General features: G+C 72.0%; 14 protein-coding genes. 10 read left to right on the forward strand and 4 right to left on the reverse strand.

Annotated elements, in window-relative coordinates:
- The first annotated feature begins 74 nt into the window (after positions 1 to 74).
- Positions 75 to 578 carry a hypothetical protein gene (locus ACQP0N_RS05680; RefSeq protein ID WP_433118119.1) on the forward strand — a complete coding sequence of 168 codons (504 nt, stop codon included), beginning with the start codon at positions 75 to 77 and terminating at the stop codon, positions 576 to 578.
- A 108-nt stretch (positions 579 to 686) separates the two neighbouring features.
- Here ACQP0N_RS05680 and ACQP0N_RS05685 read toward each other — a convergent pair whose 3' ends face one another.
- On the reverse strand, positions 687 to 1,676 hold the full coding sequence (locus tag ACQP0N_RS05685; RefSeq protein ID WP_433118121.1) for a GlxA family transcriptional regulator: 990 nt from the start codon (positions 1,674 to 1,676) through the stop codon (positions 687 to 689).
- Between the two features lie 19 nt (positions 1,677 to 1,695).
- Between ACQP0N_RS05685 and ACQP0N_RS05690 the strand changes: the two genes are divergently transcribed.
- Positions 1,696 to 3,204 carry an MFS transporter gene (locus ACQP0N_RS05690; protein WP_433118123.1) on the forward strand — a complete coding sequence of 503 codons (1,509 nt, stop codon included), beginning with the start codon at positions 1,696 to 1,698 and terminating at the stop codon, positions 3,202 to 3,204.
- Between the two features lie 8 nt (positions 3,205 to 3,212).
- On the opposite strand, the gene ACQP0N_RS05695 is transcribed toward ACQP0N_RS05690, so the two are convergent.
- Both ACQP0N_RS05695 and ACQP0N_RS05700 read right to left on the reverse strand, forming a co-directional pair.
- Positions 3,213 to 3,923 (reverse strand): RICIN domain-containing protein, encoded by a 711-nt coding sequence (locus ACQP0N_RS05695; protein ID WP_433118125.1) that lies wholly within the window; start codon positions 3,921 to 3,923, stop codon positions 3,213 to 3,215.
- A gap of 61 nt (positions 3,924 to 3,984) precedes the next feature.
- Positions 3,985 to 4,455: an aminoacyl-tRNA deacylase gene (locus ACQP0N_RS05700; RefSeq protein ID WP_433118127.1), complete on the reverse strand. Its 471-nt coding sequence runs from the start codon at positions 4,453 to 4,455 to the stop codon at positions 3,985 to 3,987.
- A gap of 93 nt (positions 4,456 to 4,548) precedes the next feature.
- Here ACQP0N_RS05700 and ACQP0N_RS05705 point away from each other — a divergent pair, with 93 nt between their 5' ends.
- From ACQP0N_RS05705 to ACQP0N_RS05740, 8 genes are all read left to right on the forward strand, one after another.
- Complete coding sequence (locus ACQP0N_RS05705) at positions 4,549 to 5,946, forward strand: FAD-binding oxidoreductase (protein WP_433118129.1); 1,398 nt, start codon at positions 4,549 to 4,551, stop codon at positions 5,944 to 5,946.
- Positions 5,943 to 7,286 (forward strand): class I SAM-dependent methyltransferase, encoded by a 1,344-nt coding sequence (locus ACQP0N_RS05710; RefSeq protein ID WP_433118131.1) that lies wholly within the window; start codon positions 5,943 to 5,945, stop codon positions 7,284 to 7,286. The genes ACQP0N_RS05705 and ACQP0N_RS05710 overlap by 4 nt, the downstream gene beginning before the upstream one ends.
- A 134-nt stretch (positions 7,287 to 7,420) precedes the next feature.
- A complete protein-coding gene (locus tag ACQP0N_RS05715; protein ID WP_355051970.1) occupies positions 7,421 to 7,978 on the forward strand; it encodes a helix-turn-helix domain-containing protein in 558 nt (185 codons plus the stop codon).
- Entirely contained in the window at positions 7,971 to 8,834 is an 864-nt protein-coding gene (locus ACQP0N_RS05720; protein ID WP_433118134.1) for an SRPBCC domain-containing protein, read from the forward strand. The genes ACQP0N_RS05715 and ACQP0N_RS05720 overlap by 8 nt, the downstream gene beginning before the upstream one ends.
- 23 nt (positions 8,835 to 8,857) lie before the next feature.
- Positions 8,858 to 9,271, forward strand: a complete 414-nt coding sequence (locus ACQP0N_RS05725; protein ID WP_433121454.1) for a zinc-ribbon domain-containing protein — start codon at positions 8,858 to 8,860, stop codon at positions 9,269 to 9,271.
- Between the two features lie 7 nt (positions 9,272 to 9,278).
- Positions 9,279 to 9,452, forward strand: a complete 174-nt coding sequence (locus ACQP0N_RS05730) for a hypothetical protein (protein WP_396801361.1) — start codon at positions 9,279 to 9,281, stop codon at positions 9,450 to 9,452.
- 280 nt (positions 9,453 to 9,732) lie between these two features.
- Positions 9,733 to 11,988 carry a putative bifunctional diguanylate cyclase/phosphodiesterase gene (locus tag ACQP0N_RS05735; RefSeq protein ID WP_433118136.1) on the forward strand — a complete coding sequence of 752 codons (2,256 nt, stop codon included), beginning with the start codon at positions 9,733 to 9,735 and terminating at the stop codon, positions 11,986 to 11,988.
- A 50-nt stretch (positions 11,989 to 12,038) separates the two neighbouring features.
- Positions 12,039 to 12,797: a MerR family transcriptional regulator gene (locus ACQP0N_RS05740; RefSeq protein WP_433118138.1), complete on the forward strand. Its 759-nt coding sequence runs from the start codon at positions 12,039 to 12,041 to the stop codon at positions 12,795 to 12,797.
- Positions 12,798 to 12,804: 7 nt separating this feature from the next.
- Here the strand turns inward: ACQP0N_RS05740 and ACQP0N_RS05745 are convergent, their stop codons facing one another.
- Entirely contained in the window at positions 12,805 to 14,310 is a 1,506-nt protein-coding gene (locus tag ACQP0N_RS05745) for a serine hydrolase (RefSeq protein ID WP_433118140.1), read from the reverse strand.
- Positions 14,311 to 14,398: the final 88 nt, after the last annotated feature.

Consider the following 14,398-nt stretch of genomic DNA (forward strand, 5'->3'; position numbering starts at 1 on the left):
CCACCACCGTCGATCATGGAGTTGTGCTGGGTGGCAAATGCCGCTCGTCCGGGTGAATCGGGCACCACAACGCCATGATCGACGGGGTGGGGCGGTGGGGTGGGGGTGTGGTGGTGCGGAATGGTGAGCTGCGGCGGGCTTATGACTCGGTGTTTGCCGAGATTGACGGGGCTTCCTTTGGGGCTGCCCCTCGGGGGCAGTTGAGCGCCGAGCAGATCGTGGCGCACCTGGTGGCCAACGACGAGCTGATGATCCAGGCCAGCGAGGCGTTGCTCGCGGGGTCGCCGTTCGCCTACTACGAGCTGGAGGAGGACATCCACCGTCCGCAGCTCGACGCGTTGGCCGCCGAGCAGGGCGGTCTGCGCGGTCTGGCGGCGCTGCTGCACGGCACCAGTGAACGGCTGTGCGGGCTGGTCGACCAACTCGGCCTGGCGGCGGAGGCGCCGGTGGAGACCCACCTACGCGAGGGCTTCGACCTGATCGTCGACGAGCCGCTGCCCTGGTCCCGCACGTTGGACCTGCACGCAAGGGTCCACCTCCCCAAACACCAGGCCCAGCTCCACCTGCTCCGAACCTGACCCCACCCCGGCGGACCTCGTCGATCTTGCACTTTCTGCGGCGACAAAGGCGCGCGTAAGGGGCATCTCGACGACAGTAAGTGCAAGATCGCGGGGGTCAGGCGGGGGTCAGGCGCGGGTCAGCTCTTCGCGGGGGTGGAAGGTGCGGCGGTAGGTGGACGGGGCCACGCCGATGCGTTGGTGCAGTTGTTGACGCAGGGCTGCCGTCGTGCCGAAGCCGCAGCGGCGGGCGATCTGGTCGACCGTCAGGTCGGTCGTCTCCAGCAGCAGCCGGGCGTGGTCGGTGCGCTGCCGTAGCAGCCACTGCGCGGGGCTCAGTCCCGTCTCCAGCCGGAAACGTCGGGTGAAGGTGCGGACGCTCATCCGGGCCTGCTCGGCGAGGTCGCGCAGGGCGATCGGCTCGTGCAGGCGCTGCCGGGCCCACTCCCGGGCGGCGGCGGTGCTCGCATCGGTGGCCCGGGGGACCGGCTGTTCGATGTACTGCGCCTGCCCGCCGTCGCGCCACGGGGGCATCACGCAGCGCCGGGCCGCCCGGTTGGCGATCTCGCTGCCGTGGTCGAGGCGGATGACGTGCAGGCAGAGGTCGATGCCGGCGGCCACTCCGGCCGAGGTGAACACCCGGTCGTCGACGATGAAGAGCACGTCCGGGTCGAGGTCCACCCGGTCGTACAGGCGGCGGAACCGCTCGGCGTACGCCCAGTGGGTCGTCGCCCGGCGTCCGTCCAGCAGGCCGGCCGCGGCCAGCACGAACGCGCCGGTGCAGATCGACATGATCCGAACGCCCCGCTCGTACGCCGACCGTAGCGCCTCGGCCACCTCCGGCTCGATGGCGCCCGAGGTGAGCGCCGCACCGTCCTGGATGCCCGGGACGATCACCGTGTCGGCGGTGTCGAGCAGCTCCAACCCGTGGTCCGGGAGCACCTGGAAGCCGGCGGTGCTGCGGACCGGCCGGCCGCCCGGGGTGCACACCCGTACGTCGTAGCGGTACGCGTCGTCGGCGCCCCGGGCGGTGCTGAAGACCTGGGACGGGGTGCCGAGGTCGAGGCCGACGACCTGGTCGAGGGCGAGGACGGCGATCCGGTGCGGGCCACTGCTCATGGCCCGATTATTGCGCACGATGGCTTTCCGGCCACTCGTCCTGGACGCAGGCGCGATCCAGACTGGTCGCGTGAGCAAGAATCGTCGCCTGCACCCCGCCTGGCTCGTGGCCGGTGTCGCCTTCGTGGCGCTCGTCGGCGCGGCCGGGTTCCGCGCCACCCCGTCGGTGCTGCTGCACCCGCTGCACGCGGAGTTCGGCTGGCCGCTCGCCACCATCTCCGCGGCCGTCTCGGTCAACCTGCTCCTCTACGGGCTCACCGCGCCGTTCGCCGCCGCGCTGATGGACCGGTTCGGCATCCGCCGGGTCGTCTCGGTGGCGCTGCTGCTGGTCGCCGCCGGCAGCGGCCTGACGGTGTTCATGACCGCGAGCTGGCAGTTGCTGCTGTGCTGGGGCGTCCTCGTCGGCCTGGGCACCGGCTCGATGGCGCTGGCCTTCGTGGCGACCGTCACCGGGCGCTGGTTCGTCCGTCGTCGGGGCCTGGTCACCGGCGTGCTCACCGCGGGCGGGGCCGCCGGGCAACTGATCTTCCTGCCGCTGATCGCCGTGCTGGTACGCGACCACGGCTGGCGCACGGCGGCACTCGTCGTGGCCGGCGCCGCCCTGGCTGTCGTACCCCTGGTGGTGTGGCTGCTGCGCGAACACCCGGCGGATCTCGACCTGCCCGCCTACGGCGCGACCGAGGTCGTCGCGGCGCCGCCGCCGACCGGCGGCGCGGCGACGCGGGCGCTCGGCGCGCTGGCCGCCGCGGCCCGCACGCGGCCGTTCTGGCTGCTGGCCGGCGGATTCGCGATCTGCGGAGCGACCACGAACGGCCTCGTCGGTACGCACTTCGTGCCGGCCGCGCACGACCACGGCATGGCCGAGACCACGGCGGCGGGACTGCTCGCGCTGGTGGGGCTCTTCGACATCGTCGGCACGATCGCCTCCGGCTGGCTGACCGACCGGGTGGACAGCCGGCTGCTGCTCGGCGCCTACTACGCGCTGCGCGGGCTGTCGCTGCTGGTGCTGCCCAGCCTGTTCACGGGTACCGCCGAGCCGAGCATGCTGGTGTTCATCGTCTTCTACGGCCTGGACTGGGTGGCCACGGTGCCGCCGACCGTGGCGCTGTGCCGGGAGTACTTCGGTGGCGCGGGCGCGGTGGTGTTCGGCTGGGTGTTCGCCGCCCACCAGTTCGGGGCGGCGCTCGCGGCCACCGGCGCGGGGCTCGTCCGCGACCAGCTCGGCGACTACGCGGTGGCCTGGTACGTGGCCGGCGCGCTGTCGATCGGAGCGGCGGGGCTGTCGCTGCTGCTGCGCCGACGGCCGGGTCGACCGGTGCCGGAGGCCGTCCTCGTCGCCGCGACCGCACCCCGCGCGTGGAGCTTCCGGGGTAGGGCGGGTGTCGAAGCCCCTGGCCGGCCTGCGGCGGGCCCAGACGACGGCCGGCGGCGTTGGAGATGGGCTCGGATACAACACCGGTATCCGAGCCCATCTCCGCCTTGCCGGACCGCCGCCTGGACTCCGCCTCGGCTCGACCGAGGGCTTTGACACCCGCCCTAGCCCACCGTCCACTGTTGGGCGGGCCGGCCGTCGCAGGGGCGCTGCCGGATGTCGTTGCCGGCTTCGACGCCGTCGTCGTCGGCCTGCGCGCACTTACCGCTGTGCACCGCGACCAGCAGCAGGGGGCCGGCGCCGGTGGGGGTCAGCCGCCACTGCTGGTTGGCCTGACCGTGGCACGGGAACTGTTGCAGCCGCGCGCCGTCGTCACCGCTGCCGCCCTCGACATCGAGGCACTGCCCGTGGGCGGCGTTGGTCAGCGTCACCCCTCCCGTCGCGACCGGGTTGACCACCCACTGCTGCTCCGGGCCGCCGGTGCAGGCGGCCAGTTCGGCCTCGGCCTTCTCGTCGTCGCCATCGAGCCCGAGGCAGAGCCCGGAGGGCGACCGCAGCACGTGGGCGCCGCTGGTGGGAACGGCCGGGGTGGCCGACGGGGTCGGCGACGGCTCGACCGAGGGCGTCGGGGTCGGCTCGGCCGCCGGGGTGGCCGGCTCGGCCGCGCTGGACGGCGTGCCGACGGCCGCCGGCACCACCGGCTCGTCGTCACCGTCGAGCAGGCCGGTGGCGAAGACCACCCCGAGGAGTACGCCCACCAGCCCGACCGCCAACGCCACCCGCAGCAGCGGGTCGGCCAGCGGGCCCGAGCTGGCTCGGCGTCGCCCGCCGTAGACGGTGCCGACGGGGTCGGGGCGTTCCTCGGGGGCGGGCATAGCCGCCATCCTCACCCACGGCGGCGCGCCGGAGCCAGTCGGACGACGGCAGCGGCGGAGTTCAGCGGGTGGGCTGCGGGTCGGTGACGTCGGCCACAGTGGCGTCGAGGGCGGCTATCGCGGCGTCGGCGTCGACCGCCACGGCGAGACCCCGCTCGCCCGCGCCCAGGGTGATCTGGCGACCACGTAGCCGCTCGTCGGCGATCACCGGCCAGGCCGTGCTCGCGCCGAACGGGGTGATGGTGCCGCGCTCGTACCCGGTGGCGGCCAGCGCGCCCGCCGCGTCCGGCATGGAGATCCGCTGCACCCCGAGCAGGGCGCGCAGCTTGGGCCAGGAGACGACCCGGTCACCGGGGGTGAGCACGAACAGGTGGTCGTCCGCGCCACGGCGGACGACGATCGTCTTGACCACGTCCGGGATGGCCACACCACGGGCGGCGGCGGCTTCCGCGAGGCTGCCGACCGCGCCGTGACTGACCAACCGGTACGGCAGTCCGGCGGAGTCCAGGGCGGCGATCGCGGGCGACGGCATGACCGCCACGGTAACCGCCGGGCCTGCTGTGAGACGGGAAACGGCAGGCGAGGACATCCCACGATTTTCCGGGGGCAGGCGTAAGGTGATCACATGCGCGCTGAGCGTGTGGATCACCCAATTGACCATGATCAAGCGGTGGACACGCTGCGGCGGTCGTACGCCGCGGTGCCCACGGGCGAGCCTGTCCGGCTGGCCAAACGCACCTCCAACCTGTTCCGCCCCCGATCCGCTCCCCGCACCCCGGGCCTCGACGTGAGTGGCCTGAACGGGGTGCTCTCGGTCGATCCGACCGGGCGTACGGCCGACGTGCAGGGCATGTGCACGTACGAGGACCTGGTCGACGCGACGCTGCCGCACGGGCTGATGCCGCTGGTGGTGCCGCAACTGCGCACCATCACCCTGGGCGGCGCGGTGACCGGCCTCGGGATCGAGTCGACGTCCTTCCGCAACGGCCTGCCCCACGAGTCGGTACGCGAGATGGACATCCTCACCGGCTCCGGCGCGATCGTCACCGCCAGCCCGGACTCCGAGCACGCCGACCTGTTCCGCGCGTTCCCCAACTCGCTGGGCAGCCTCGGCTACGCGACGAGGCTGCGCATCGAGTTGCAGCCGATCGGCCGGTACGTGGCGTTGCGCAACATCCGGTTCACCCAACTGGAGGCGCTCACCGACGCGATCGCCGAGGTGAGCGCCACCCGGTCGTGGGCCGGCCAGCCGGTCGACGTGCTGGACGGCGTCATGTTCAGCCCCGGTGAGGCGTACCTGGTGCTGGGGACCTTCACCGACACCGCCGATCCGCCCAGCGACTACACCGGCCAGGCGATCTACTACCGGTCGCTGCGTCAGCGCACCCGCGACGTGCTGACCGCGTACGACTATCTGTGGCGCTGGGACACCGACTGGTTCTGGTGCTCGGCGGCGTTCGGCGCGCAGCACCCGGTCGTCCGCCGGATCTGGCCGGCGCGGTACCGGCGCAGCGACGTCTACCACCGACTGGTCCGCCTCGAACACCGGCACCAGGTGGCGGCCCGGATCGACCGGCTGCGCGGCCAGCCGGCCCGGGAGCGGGTCGTGCAGGACGTGGAGATCCCGCTGGACCGTATGGCGGACTTCCTGCGCTGGTTCGCGGCCGACGTGGGGATGACCCCGGTGTGGCTGTGCCCGCTGCGGTTGCGCGAGCCGGAGGGGCCCGGTTCCGCGCAGACGTGGCCGCTGTATCCGCTCCACGCGGGGCAGGACTACGTCAACATTGGTTTCTGGGGGAGCGTGCCGATCGCGTCCGGCGCCGCCGACGGCGACGTCAACCGCACGATCGAACGCAGGGTGTCGGAGCTGGGTGGGCACAAGTCGCTCTACTCCGACGCGTACTACGACCGGGACGCCTTCGATCGCCTCTACGGCGGCGAGACCTGGCGCGCGGTGAAAGACCGCTACGACCCGGACCACCGGCTGACGGGACTGTACGAAAAGGCGGTAGCACGAGCATGAGCCTGACCGACCGAGATCAGGGGGCGGCGAGCGTCCCCGCCACCCCGCCGGCGGGGGGCCGGCGCACCGGTCCGACCGTCGCGGACGTCGTCCGCGCGGTCACCGCCGGGCCGTTGCCGATCCGCATCACCGGGTACGACGGCAGCGCCGTCGGCCCGGCCGATGCCGGCATCACCCTGTCGATCCGTACCGAGCGGGGTCTGTCGTACCTGCTCACCGCCCCCGGCGACCTGGGCATGGCCCGGGCGTACGTGAGCGGCGACCTGGCGTTGCAGGGGGTGCACCCGGGTGACCCGTACGAGGCGTTGCGGGTGCTCAAGGACGAACTGCGGCTGCGCCCGCCGTCGGTGGCCGACGGCGTCGCGCTGGTGCGGGGGCTGGGTTGGGAGCGGCTGATGCCGCCACCGGCGCCTCCGCAGGAGGCCCAGCCGCGCTGGAAGCGGGTGATGAACGGGCTGCGGCACTCCCGGGTCCGCGACAGCACGGCGATCTCGCACCACTACGACGTCTCGAACGCCTTCTACGAGAAGGTGCTCGGCCCGTCCATGACGTACACCTGTGCGGTCTTCCGGTCCCCGACCGACACGCTGGAGCAGGCCCAGGCGGCGAAGTACGACCTGGTCGCCGGCAAGCTGGCGCTCAAGAAGGGCATGCGGCTGCTGGACGTGGGCTGCGGTTGGGGCGGCATGGTCCGGCACGCCGCGCGCGAGTACGGGGTCAAGGCGCTCGGGGTGACCCTGTCGAAGGCGCAGGCGCAGTGGGCGCAGGCCGCGATCGAGCGGGAGGGGCTGACCGAGTTGGCCGAGGTGCGACACCTCGACTACCGGGACGCGCCCGCGGAGAAGTTCGACGCCATCTCCTCGATTGGGCTGACCGAGCACATCGGCGTGCGCAACTACCCGTCGTACTTCGGGGCGCTGCGGTCGCGCCTGCGGACGGGTGGACGGCTGCTCAACCACACCATCACGCGCGCCGACAACCGGGCGCCGCACCGCTCGGGCGCGTTCATCGACAGGTACGTCTTCCCGGACGGCGAGCTGGCCGGCCCGGGTCGGCTGATCAGCGAGGTGCACGACGCCGGGTTGGAGGTGCACCACGAGGAGAACCTGCGCCAGCACTACGCGCTGACCCTCGCCGCCTGGTGCCGCAACCTGGTGGAGCACTGGGACTTCTGTGTCTCGGAGGTCGGCGCGGGCACCGCCCGGGTGTGGGGTCTCTACATGGCTGGTTCGCGGATGGCGTTCGAGCGCAACGGCATCCAACTGCACCAGGTGCTGGCCACCCACAACGGCCCGGACGGTGTGAACGGCTACCCCCTGCGACCGGACTGGTTGCCCTGATCATCCGCTGAGAGTCGCCTGAGGCTGAGAGTCGCCTGAGGCTGAGCGTCGCCGGAAGCCGCGTCGAGAAAGTCGGCGCGGCTTCTCGCGAAGCGATTGACAAACAAGTTTTGTACGTACAAACTGATTTTGCCATGAGAGACGTCCTGTACCTGGAGCAGATTGAGCAGGCCGAAGTCCTGCTCAAGCCGCAGCGCGTGGAGGTGCTGCGGCAACTGGCCGAACCGCGCACCTGCACCGAGGTCGCGGCCCGACTCGACCAGACGCCACAGCGCGTCTACTACCACGTCAAGCAGCTCGTCGCGGCCGGCCTGGTCGAGCTGGTCAACGAGCGCAAGGTCCGCGGGATCACCGAGGGCATCTACCAGGCCGCCGCCCGGTCCTACTGGCTCTCGCCGCGGCTGGTCGGCCGCATCGGGCTGCGCCGGGCCCGCGACGAGCTGAGCCTGGGCTACCTGCTCGACCTGATGGAGGAGGTCCAGGCCGACATCGCCGCCCTGGATCGGGCGGCGCCCGAGCTGCCCTCGATCGGGGTCTCCGGCGAGATCCGGGTGCCCGCCGAGCAGCGCCAGGAGTTCCTGCACGACCTGCAAACCGCACTTCAGGACCTGTTCACCCGCTACGGCGGCAGCGAGGGAGATGCCTTCAAGCTGGCCGTCGCCTGCTATCCGAAAGGGAACGACAATGAGTGAACCGTTGAAGGTGCAGGCCCGCCTCGCCGCGCCCGTGGCGCGCGTCCGTCAGGCCCTGACCGACCCGGCCGAGCTGCGCCTCTGGCTGGCCGAGCACGCCGAGGTCGAGCTGCCCGAGCGGTACGAGTTCTGGGGCCGCTACACGCCCGAGGGCGACGCCCCGCACCAGCGGCTCCTGCACGCCGACGACGACTCGCTGCGCTTCGGCTGGCTGCTCGACGGGGTCGAGACCACCACCGGGTTCCAGCTCGCCGCCGACGGCCCGGACGCCACGGTGCTCACGCTGACCCAGAGCCACTTCGACTTCGCCGAGGCGATGGACGGCTCCAGCATCCGGGGTGTGCTCCAGACGTACTGGGCGCTGTCCATCGCGAACCTGGCCTCCCACCTGGAGGGCAAGCCGCTGCTGCCGCGCACCGACTTCACCTCCGCGGACCTGCGCGGCGAGCTGGTCATCGCGGTCCCGGCCGACAAGGTGTGGGAGTCCCTGACCGACTCCGAGCAGGCCAGCGCCTGGTTCGGCTACCCGATCGGGATCGAGCCGTGGGTCGGCGGCCGGTACGCCATGGGTGGCTTCGAGCACGGGTACGCCGCCAAGATCGTCGACCTGGAGCCCGGCCGGCGGATGTCCGTCGACTGGGGACCGACCGGCGTCACCAGCTGGGAGCTGGCCGAATCCGGTGGCCGCACCACGCTGACCTTCGTGCAGAGCGGCTTCGACGAGACCAACCCGCCGTACGCCGCCTGGTCCGGGTCGGTGGCCGGCCTGTTCGAGCTGCGCCGCTTCCACGAGATGACGGCCTGGCAGCCGATCTGGCTCGCCGAGGAGGTCCCCGGCCTGGAGCCGGCCAACTGATCCGGTAGCACTCCCACTTGATCGTGCTCGATCAAGGATTTAGTGGCCTCGTTCGCACCTCGAAGGCACTACATCCTGGATCGAGCACGATCTTCAACGGCCTCCTCGCCACCGGCCCGCTGTACCGCATCGTTGTGGCTGTCGTACCGATCTGTGGGGGCGGGTTCGGTGACTTTTCGGGGTGGAGTGGGTACTGCCGGGCGATGTTCTTCATCTTTGGTCTGCGCACCAAGGTCGACCGGTCCGGTGTCGTGCAGGAGGTCTGCCGTCACTGCGGCAACCACGCCGCGCAGGTGATCACCCGTCGGTCGACGAAATTCACCCTCTTCTTCATCCCACTCATTCCGATCCGCACCCGGTACGCGCAGCAGTGCACGTTCTGCGGGGCGGAGTACGAGATCGCCAAGTCCGACGCCCAGCGTCTCCCGGTCGGCTGAGCCGCAGATGGCCCGCTTCCTGTGCTGGCTGATCGGCCGACCGTCGTCCGCCGGCCCCGACGTGCACACCGCCGCACGCCCGCCCTGCACCCCCGGGCGGCGTCGACGTCGACCCGTCCGTCGCCCGCTGGCCGGCACCGCGCTGCCCCGCTCACCCTGGAACCGCTCCGCCGGCCGCTGACCTGACCCGTCGGCGGGCAGCGGACACCGGCCGCTGACCTGACCCGTCGGCGGGCAGCGGACACCGGCCGCTGACCTGACCTGGCGGCCGGCAGCGGACACCGGCCGCTGACCTGACCTGGCGGCCGGCAGCGGACACCGACCGCCAGGACAGTCCGGGGAGACCGCATCGGCCTGGATGTTCGGCCCTGGCGGCGTTCCCGGGCGCTGGCTAGGCTTTCGAGGTTTGCCGTGGACCGGTCCGCCCGACTGTGCACACCCGACGAAGAGCCGGAGCGACCGTGTCGCGACAGGACGTGAAGCAGGCCGCGGGGCAGCTCAAGCCCATCGGCCCGATCGTCGCGATCGCGGTCCTGGTCGTGGAGGCCGGCTGGTTGGCCGCCGCGCTGCCCGGCGCCGCGCTGGTCAGCGACGTGGGCGCGCTCCTGGTTGCCGGCTGGGCGACAGTCGCCTGTGCCGGCGTGGCCCGTCGACACCCGGCCCCGTTGCGCAGGTTCTGGACACTGCTCGCCGTCACCATGGCGCTCGCCGCGCTGGGTCGGGGAATCTGGACGGCGCAGCGTCTCGTCGGTGGCGACCTGCCGCACAACGCGCTGATCGGGGTGGTCTTCAGCGCCGGCATCCTCACCGGCACCGCCGCGCTGCTCAGCTCCCCGTCCGGGCCACGGACGGCCGTCGGGCGGGCCCGGACGCTGCTGGACGGCGTGATCGTCGCGCTGGCGCTGGTGCCGGTCGGCTGGGTGCTGGTGTTCCGTGGGGTCGCCTCCGCCGAGCTGGCCGATCCGGCGCGCACGCTGGGGCTGCTCTACCCGATGTTCGACCTGATGCAGCTCACCATCCTGGTGGCGGTGGCCGGCCCGGCGCGACCGCTGTGGCGGCCGATGCGCCTGCTCGCGGCGAGCCTCACCCTCCGGGTCGTGGCCGACGTGGTGTACGTCTCGCTGGTCGCCCGTGGTGACTACACCGCCGGTCACCCCGTCGACCTGTGCTGGCCGCTGAGCTACCTCCTGATCGGCCTGGCCACCGGCAGCCGGCCGCCGCCGGACTGCGACGGCACCGACGAGACCGCCGAGTCCCCGCTGCCGCCGTGGTGGCGGGTGGCGCTGCCGTACCTGCCGGTCGGCGGGGCGATCATCGCGGTGCTGCTGGCCCGCCGGCCGACCGGCCAGACTCCACCGCTGGTCTTCGTGACCATGATGGCCCTGCTCGCCGCCCTCGCCGTACGTCAGGGGCTGGCCGCCAACGAGAACCTGCGCCTGGTGGCGCGACTGCGTCGGCTCGCGTACGGCGACCAGCTCACCGGGCTGCCGAACCGGCTGCTGTTCAACCGACTGCTGCGGCTGGCCCTGCGGGACGGTCGGCCGGTGGCTGTCCTGCTGCTCGACCTCGACGGGTTCAAGCAGGTCAACGACCGGTTCGGGCACGCCACCGGCGACGCCCTGCTGACCGGGTTAGCGGCCCGGATGCGGGCGGCCGTGGACGGCGACGGCACGATCGCCCGCCTCGGCGGCGACGAGTTCGCGGTGCTTGTCGAGAGGGACCGGCCGGTGTCACCGGAGCACCTGGCCGAACGCCTGCTGGACGCCCTGCGCCCGTCCGAGGGGGAGGAGGACGTGGGTGTGCACCCGTCGGCGAGCATCGGCATCGCCGAGTACGGGCCGCAGCACGCCTCCCACTCCGACCTGCTGCGCGACGCCGACATCGCCATGTACGCGGCCAAGGCCTCCGGCAAGTCCGCGTACCGGACCTGCACCCCGGCGCTGCGCGAGTCGGCCGTGTCGCGGGCGGAGCTGATCGCGGACCTGCGCCGGGCCGTCGACGAGGAGCAACTGCACCTGGAGTTCCAGCCGATCGTCGACCTCGCCACCGGTGCGGTCCGCAGCGCCGAGGCGCTGGTGCGCTGGCGGCACCCCCGGCTGGGGATGTTGCCCCCGGCGCGGTTCCTGCCACTGGCCGAGGAGACCGGCCTGATCCTCCCGATCGACCGTTGGGTGATCCACGAGGCGTGCCGGGCGGCGGCCACCTGGCGGGCCCGCGCGCCGGAGGCGACGGTCGCGGTGAACATCGCCGCCGCCCACCTGCGCCGGCCCGACCTCATCGCCACGGTCACGGCGGCCACGGCCGGCGCGGGGCTGGCGCCCCGGGCGTTGACGCTGGAGCTGACCGAGTCGGCGTTGATCGAGGGGACCGACGCCGTGCTGGAACGGCTGCACCAGCTCCGGGAACTGGGCATCCAGATCGCCATCGACGACTTCGGCACGGGCTATTCGTCCCTGAGCTACCTGCACCGCATCCCGGCCACCGAGTTGAAGATCGACCGCTCGTTCGTGGCCCGCCTCGGCACGGACGAGCGGGCGTACGCCACGGTGGAGATGGTCACCCGGCTGGCCGGCGCGTACGACCTGGCGGTGATCGCCGAGGGGGTGGAGACCGAGCGCCAGCACGACGCGGTCACCGCCATCGGCTGCCCGCGCGGCCAGGGCTATCTGTACGGGCGCCCGGACAGCCCCGCCACGGTGGGTCAGAATCGGGCTTGACCCTGACGTAGCGGCAGGTAGGAGCCTGGTTTCCGGAAGGGAGGGGAACCATGGCGTACACGGTGGGTCAGGTGGCGAAGATCGCCGGCGTGACGGTACGGACGCTGCACCACTACGACGAGATCGGTCTGCTCTCGCCGAGCGGCCGCACGTCGACCGGTTACCGCCGCTACGACGACACGGACCTGCAACGGTTGCAGCTCGTCCTGTACTACCGCGAGCTGGGTTTCCCGCTTGAGGAGATCACCGCGATCATCGACGACCCGGCGGCCGATCCGGCCGCCCACCTGCGTCGTCAGCACGAACTGCTGACGGTACGGATCAAGCGGTTGCAGGAGATGGTCACGGCGATCGAGTTCGCGATGGAGGCGAGCAAGTTGAACATCCAGCTGACACCCGAGGAGCGGTTCGAGGTCTTCGGTGACTTCCGGCCGGAGGAGTACGAGGCCGAGGCGGAGCAGCGCTGGGGCGACACCGAGGCGTACCGGGAGTCGAACCGACGGGTCGCGCGGTACACCAAGGAGGACTGGCTCCGGAACAAGGCGGAGAACGAGGACTGGGGTCGGCGGATCGTCGCTCTGCTGACCTCGGGCGTACCGGCGGACAGCCCGGAGGCGATGGACCTGGCCGAGGAGCACCGACAGCTCATCAGCCGCTGGTTCTACGAGTGCCCGTACGAGATGCACACCGGGCTGGCCGACATGTACCTGGCCGATGAGCGGTTCACCGCGTACTTCGAGAACATCGCCCCCGGCCTGGCCGCCTACGTGAACGAGGCGATCCACGCCAACGCGATCAGCCGGGCCTGACCGGGGCTCACTCCTCGACCGCGCCGTCGGATGGCGGGACCAGGAAGTCGTAGACGGTCCTGGCCATCCGGCGGACGGTCTCGTCCCCGGTCGCCATCGGCCCGGCGGTGAGGAACGCGACGGCGGTCTCCGTGCCGGGGATCAGGTAGTAGCCGACGTCGTGGGAGGCGTCCGGCAGGTCACCGGTCTTGTGGGCCACCGGCACGCCGGGTGGCAACGCCGCTGGGATCTTGGTGTTCAGCGTCTGCTCGCGCATGAAGCCGATCATCAGGTCCCGGGAGGCCGGGGTGAGGACCTCGCCGTCCCAGACCGCGCCGAGCAGCGACACGACGTCGTCCGGGCTGGTGTAGTTCTCCTCGCCGCGCTGCGCTGCCGCGCTGTCGAGCATCCGCCGGGCCAGGATGGTGGAGCGTTGGTTCATCGAGTCGATCAGCGCGTTGACCGGGGCGAACCCACCCAGGTAGGTGATCAGCACGTTGGCCGCGACGTTGTCGCTGTACTTGATCAGATAGCGTGCGAGCCGGTACAGCGTGACCACCTGCGGGAACGTCTCGAACTGGAGCTGGCCGGTGCCGCCCACCACGTCGGCCGGGGTGACCAGCACGCCGTCGTCGAGAGAGACCTGTCCACAGTCGACCCGGCGCAGGAGTTCGACCAGGATCCAGAGCTTGATGACGCTCGCGGCCTTGGGGCGCAGCGACCCGTTGACCGAGACCTGCTGGTCCCCGTACCGGCCGGAGAGGTCCCGGACGGTGGCACCAGCCGGGTTGAGGCTGGCGTCGGCGACAACCCGGGCGAGCTGCCCGCTGAGCGGGAACAGCCGTGCTCCCGCGACCGGGTCGGTGGGCGGCTGCGGGCCGGTGACCACGACGCCGGTGAGCGTCGTCGGCGGGCGGTGCCGCTGGATCACCTCAAGCGTGCCCTCGCTGCGCCCGACCAGCGGCACCCGGTAGCGGTAGGCGGTCCCCCCGACGACGACCGCCCCGCTGGCCACCCCGGCGGCGACCCGCATGTCCGGGTCGGCGACCCGGCCGGTGTCGCCGTCGCACGCCCGGTACCGCACGGTGTGCCCGAGCGAGTCCACCGCGAACGCCCCGCCGGGGAACGACAGCCAGGACACCTCGCTGGTCGGCGCCCGCTCCGGGGCCGGCTCCACGCCCGGCTCGTCGCTCCGCCGGCCCTCGTCGCTCCGCCCACCCTCGTCGTTCGGCCCGTCCGAGTCGCTGGGGTCGTCCGCATCGCTCGGCCCGTCCTCGTCGCTCGGGCCGTCCGTGTCGTTCGGCCCGCCCTCGTCGTTCGGCCCGCCCTCGTCGTTCGGCCCGCCCTCGTCGTTCGGCCCGTTCATGTCCTTCGGCCCGTTGTCGGCGGTGAGGCCGTCGGCCGCGTACCCCAGGATTGTTCGGTGGTTCGGGTCGGGACCGTCGGCGGTGGCCGGGCCGGTCGTCGCCGCGACGACCATCGCGATCGCCGCCGCGAGCAGGGAAGATGAGCGCTTCTTGTCCCTTTTCCTCACGTTTGTACGATAAGAAGCGCCGGCGGCGGATGGGGCTGCCGGGGCGTGAGTCACCCGTCCGGGAGGCCGCGCCCCCGAGAGCGTGATG

This window comes from Micromonospora sp. CA-246542 (genome assembly GCF_050942905.1).
Taxonomy (GTDB): domain Bacteria; phylum Actinomycetota; class Actinomycetes; order Mycobacteriales; family Micromonosporaceae; genus Micromonospora.

Coding starts and splice junctions, on each gene's coding strand:
- ACQP0N_RS05680 (WP_433118119.1), top strand. CDS start 75: ATGATCGACGGGGTGGGGCGGTGGGGTGGGGGTGTGGTGGTGCGGAAT.
- ACQP0N_RS05685 (WP_433118121.1), bottom strand. CDS start 1,676: ATGAGCAGTGGCCCGCACCGGATCGCCGTCCTCGCCCTCGACCAGGTC.
- ACQP0N_RS05690 (WP_433118123.1), top strand. CDS start 1,696: ATGGCTTTCCGGCCACTCGTCCTGGACGCAGGCGCGATCCAGACTGGT.
- ACQP0N_RS05695 (WP_433118125.1), bottom strand. CDS start 3,923: ATGCCCGCCCCCGAGGAACGCCCCGACCCCGTCGGCACCGTCTACGGC.
- ACQP0N_RS05700 (WP_433118127.1), bottom strand. CDS start 4,455: ATGCCGTCGCCCGCGATCGCCGCCCTGGACTCCGCCGGACTGCCGTAC.
- ACQP0N_RS05705 (WP_433118129.1), top strand. CDS start 4,549: ATGCGCGCTGAGCGTGTGGATCACCCAATTGACCATGATCAAGCGGTG.
- ACQP0N_RS05710 (WP_433118131.1), top strand. CDS start 5,943: ATGAGCCTGACCGACCGAGATCAGGGGGCGGCGAGCGTCCCCGCCACC.
- ACQP0N_RS05715 (WP_355051970.1), top strand. CDS start 7,421: ATGAGAGACGTCCTGTACCTGGAGCAGATTGAGCAGGCCGAAGTCCTG.
- ACQP0N_RS05720 (WP_433118134.1), top strand. CDS start 7,971: ATGAGTGAACCGTTGAAGGTGCAGGCCCGCCTCGCCGCGCCCGTGGCG.
- ACQP0N_RS05730 (WP_396801361.1), top strand. CDS start 9,279: ATGGCCCGCTTCCTGTGCTGGCTGATCGGCCGACCGTCGTCCGCCGGC.
- ACQP0N_RS05740 (WP_433118138.1), top strand. CDS start 12,039: ATGGCGTACACGGTGGGTCAGGTGGCGAAGATCGCCGGCGTGACGGTA.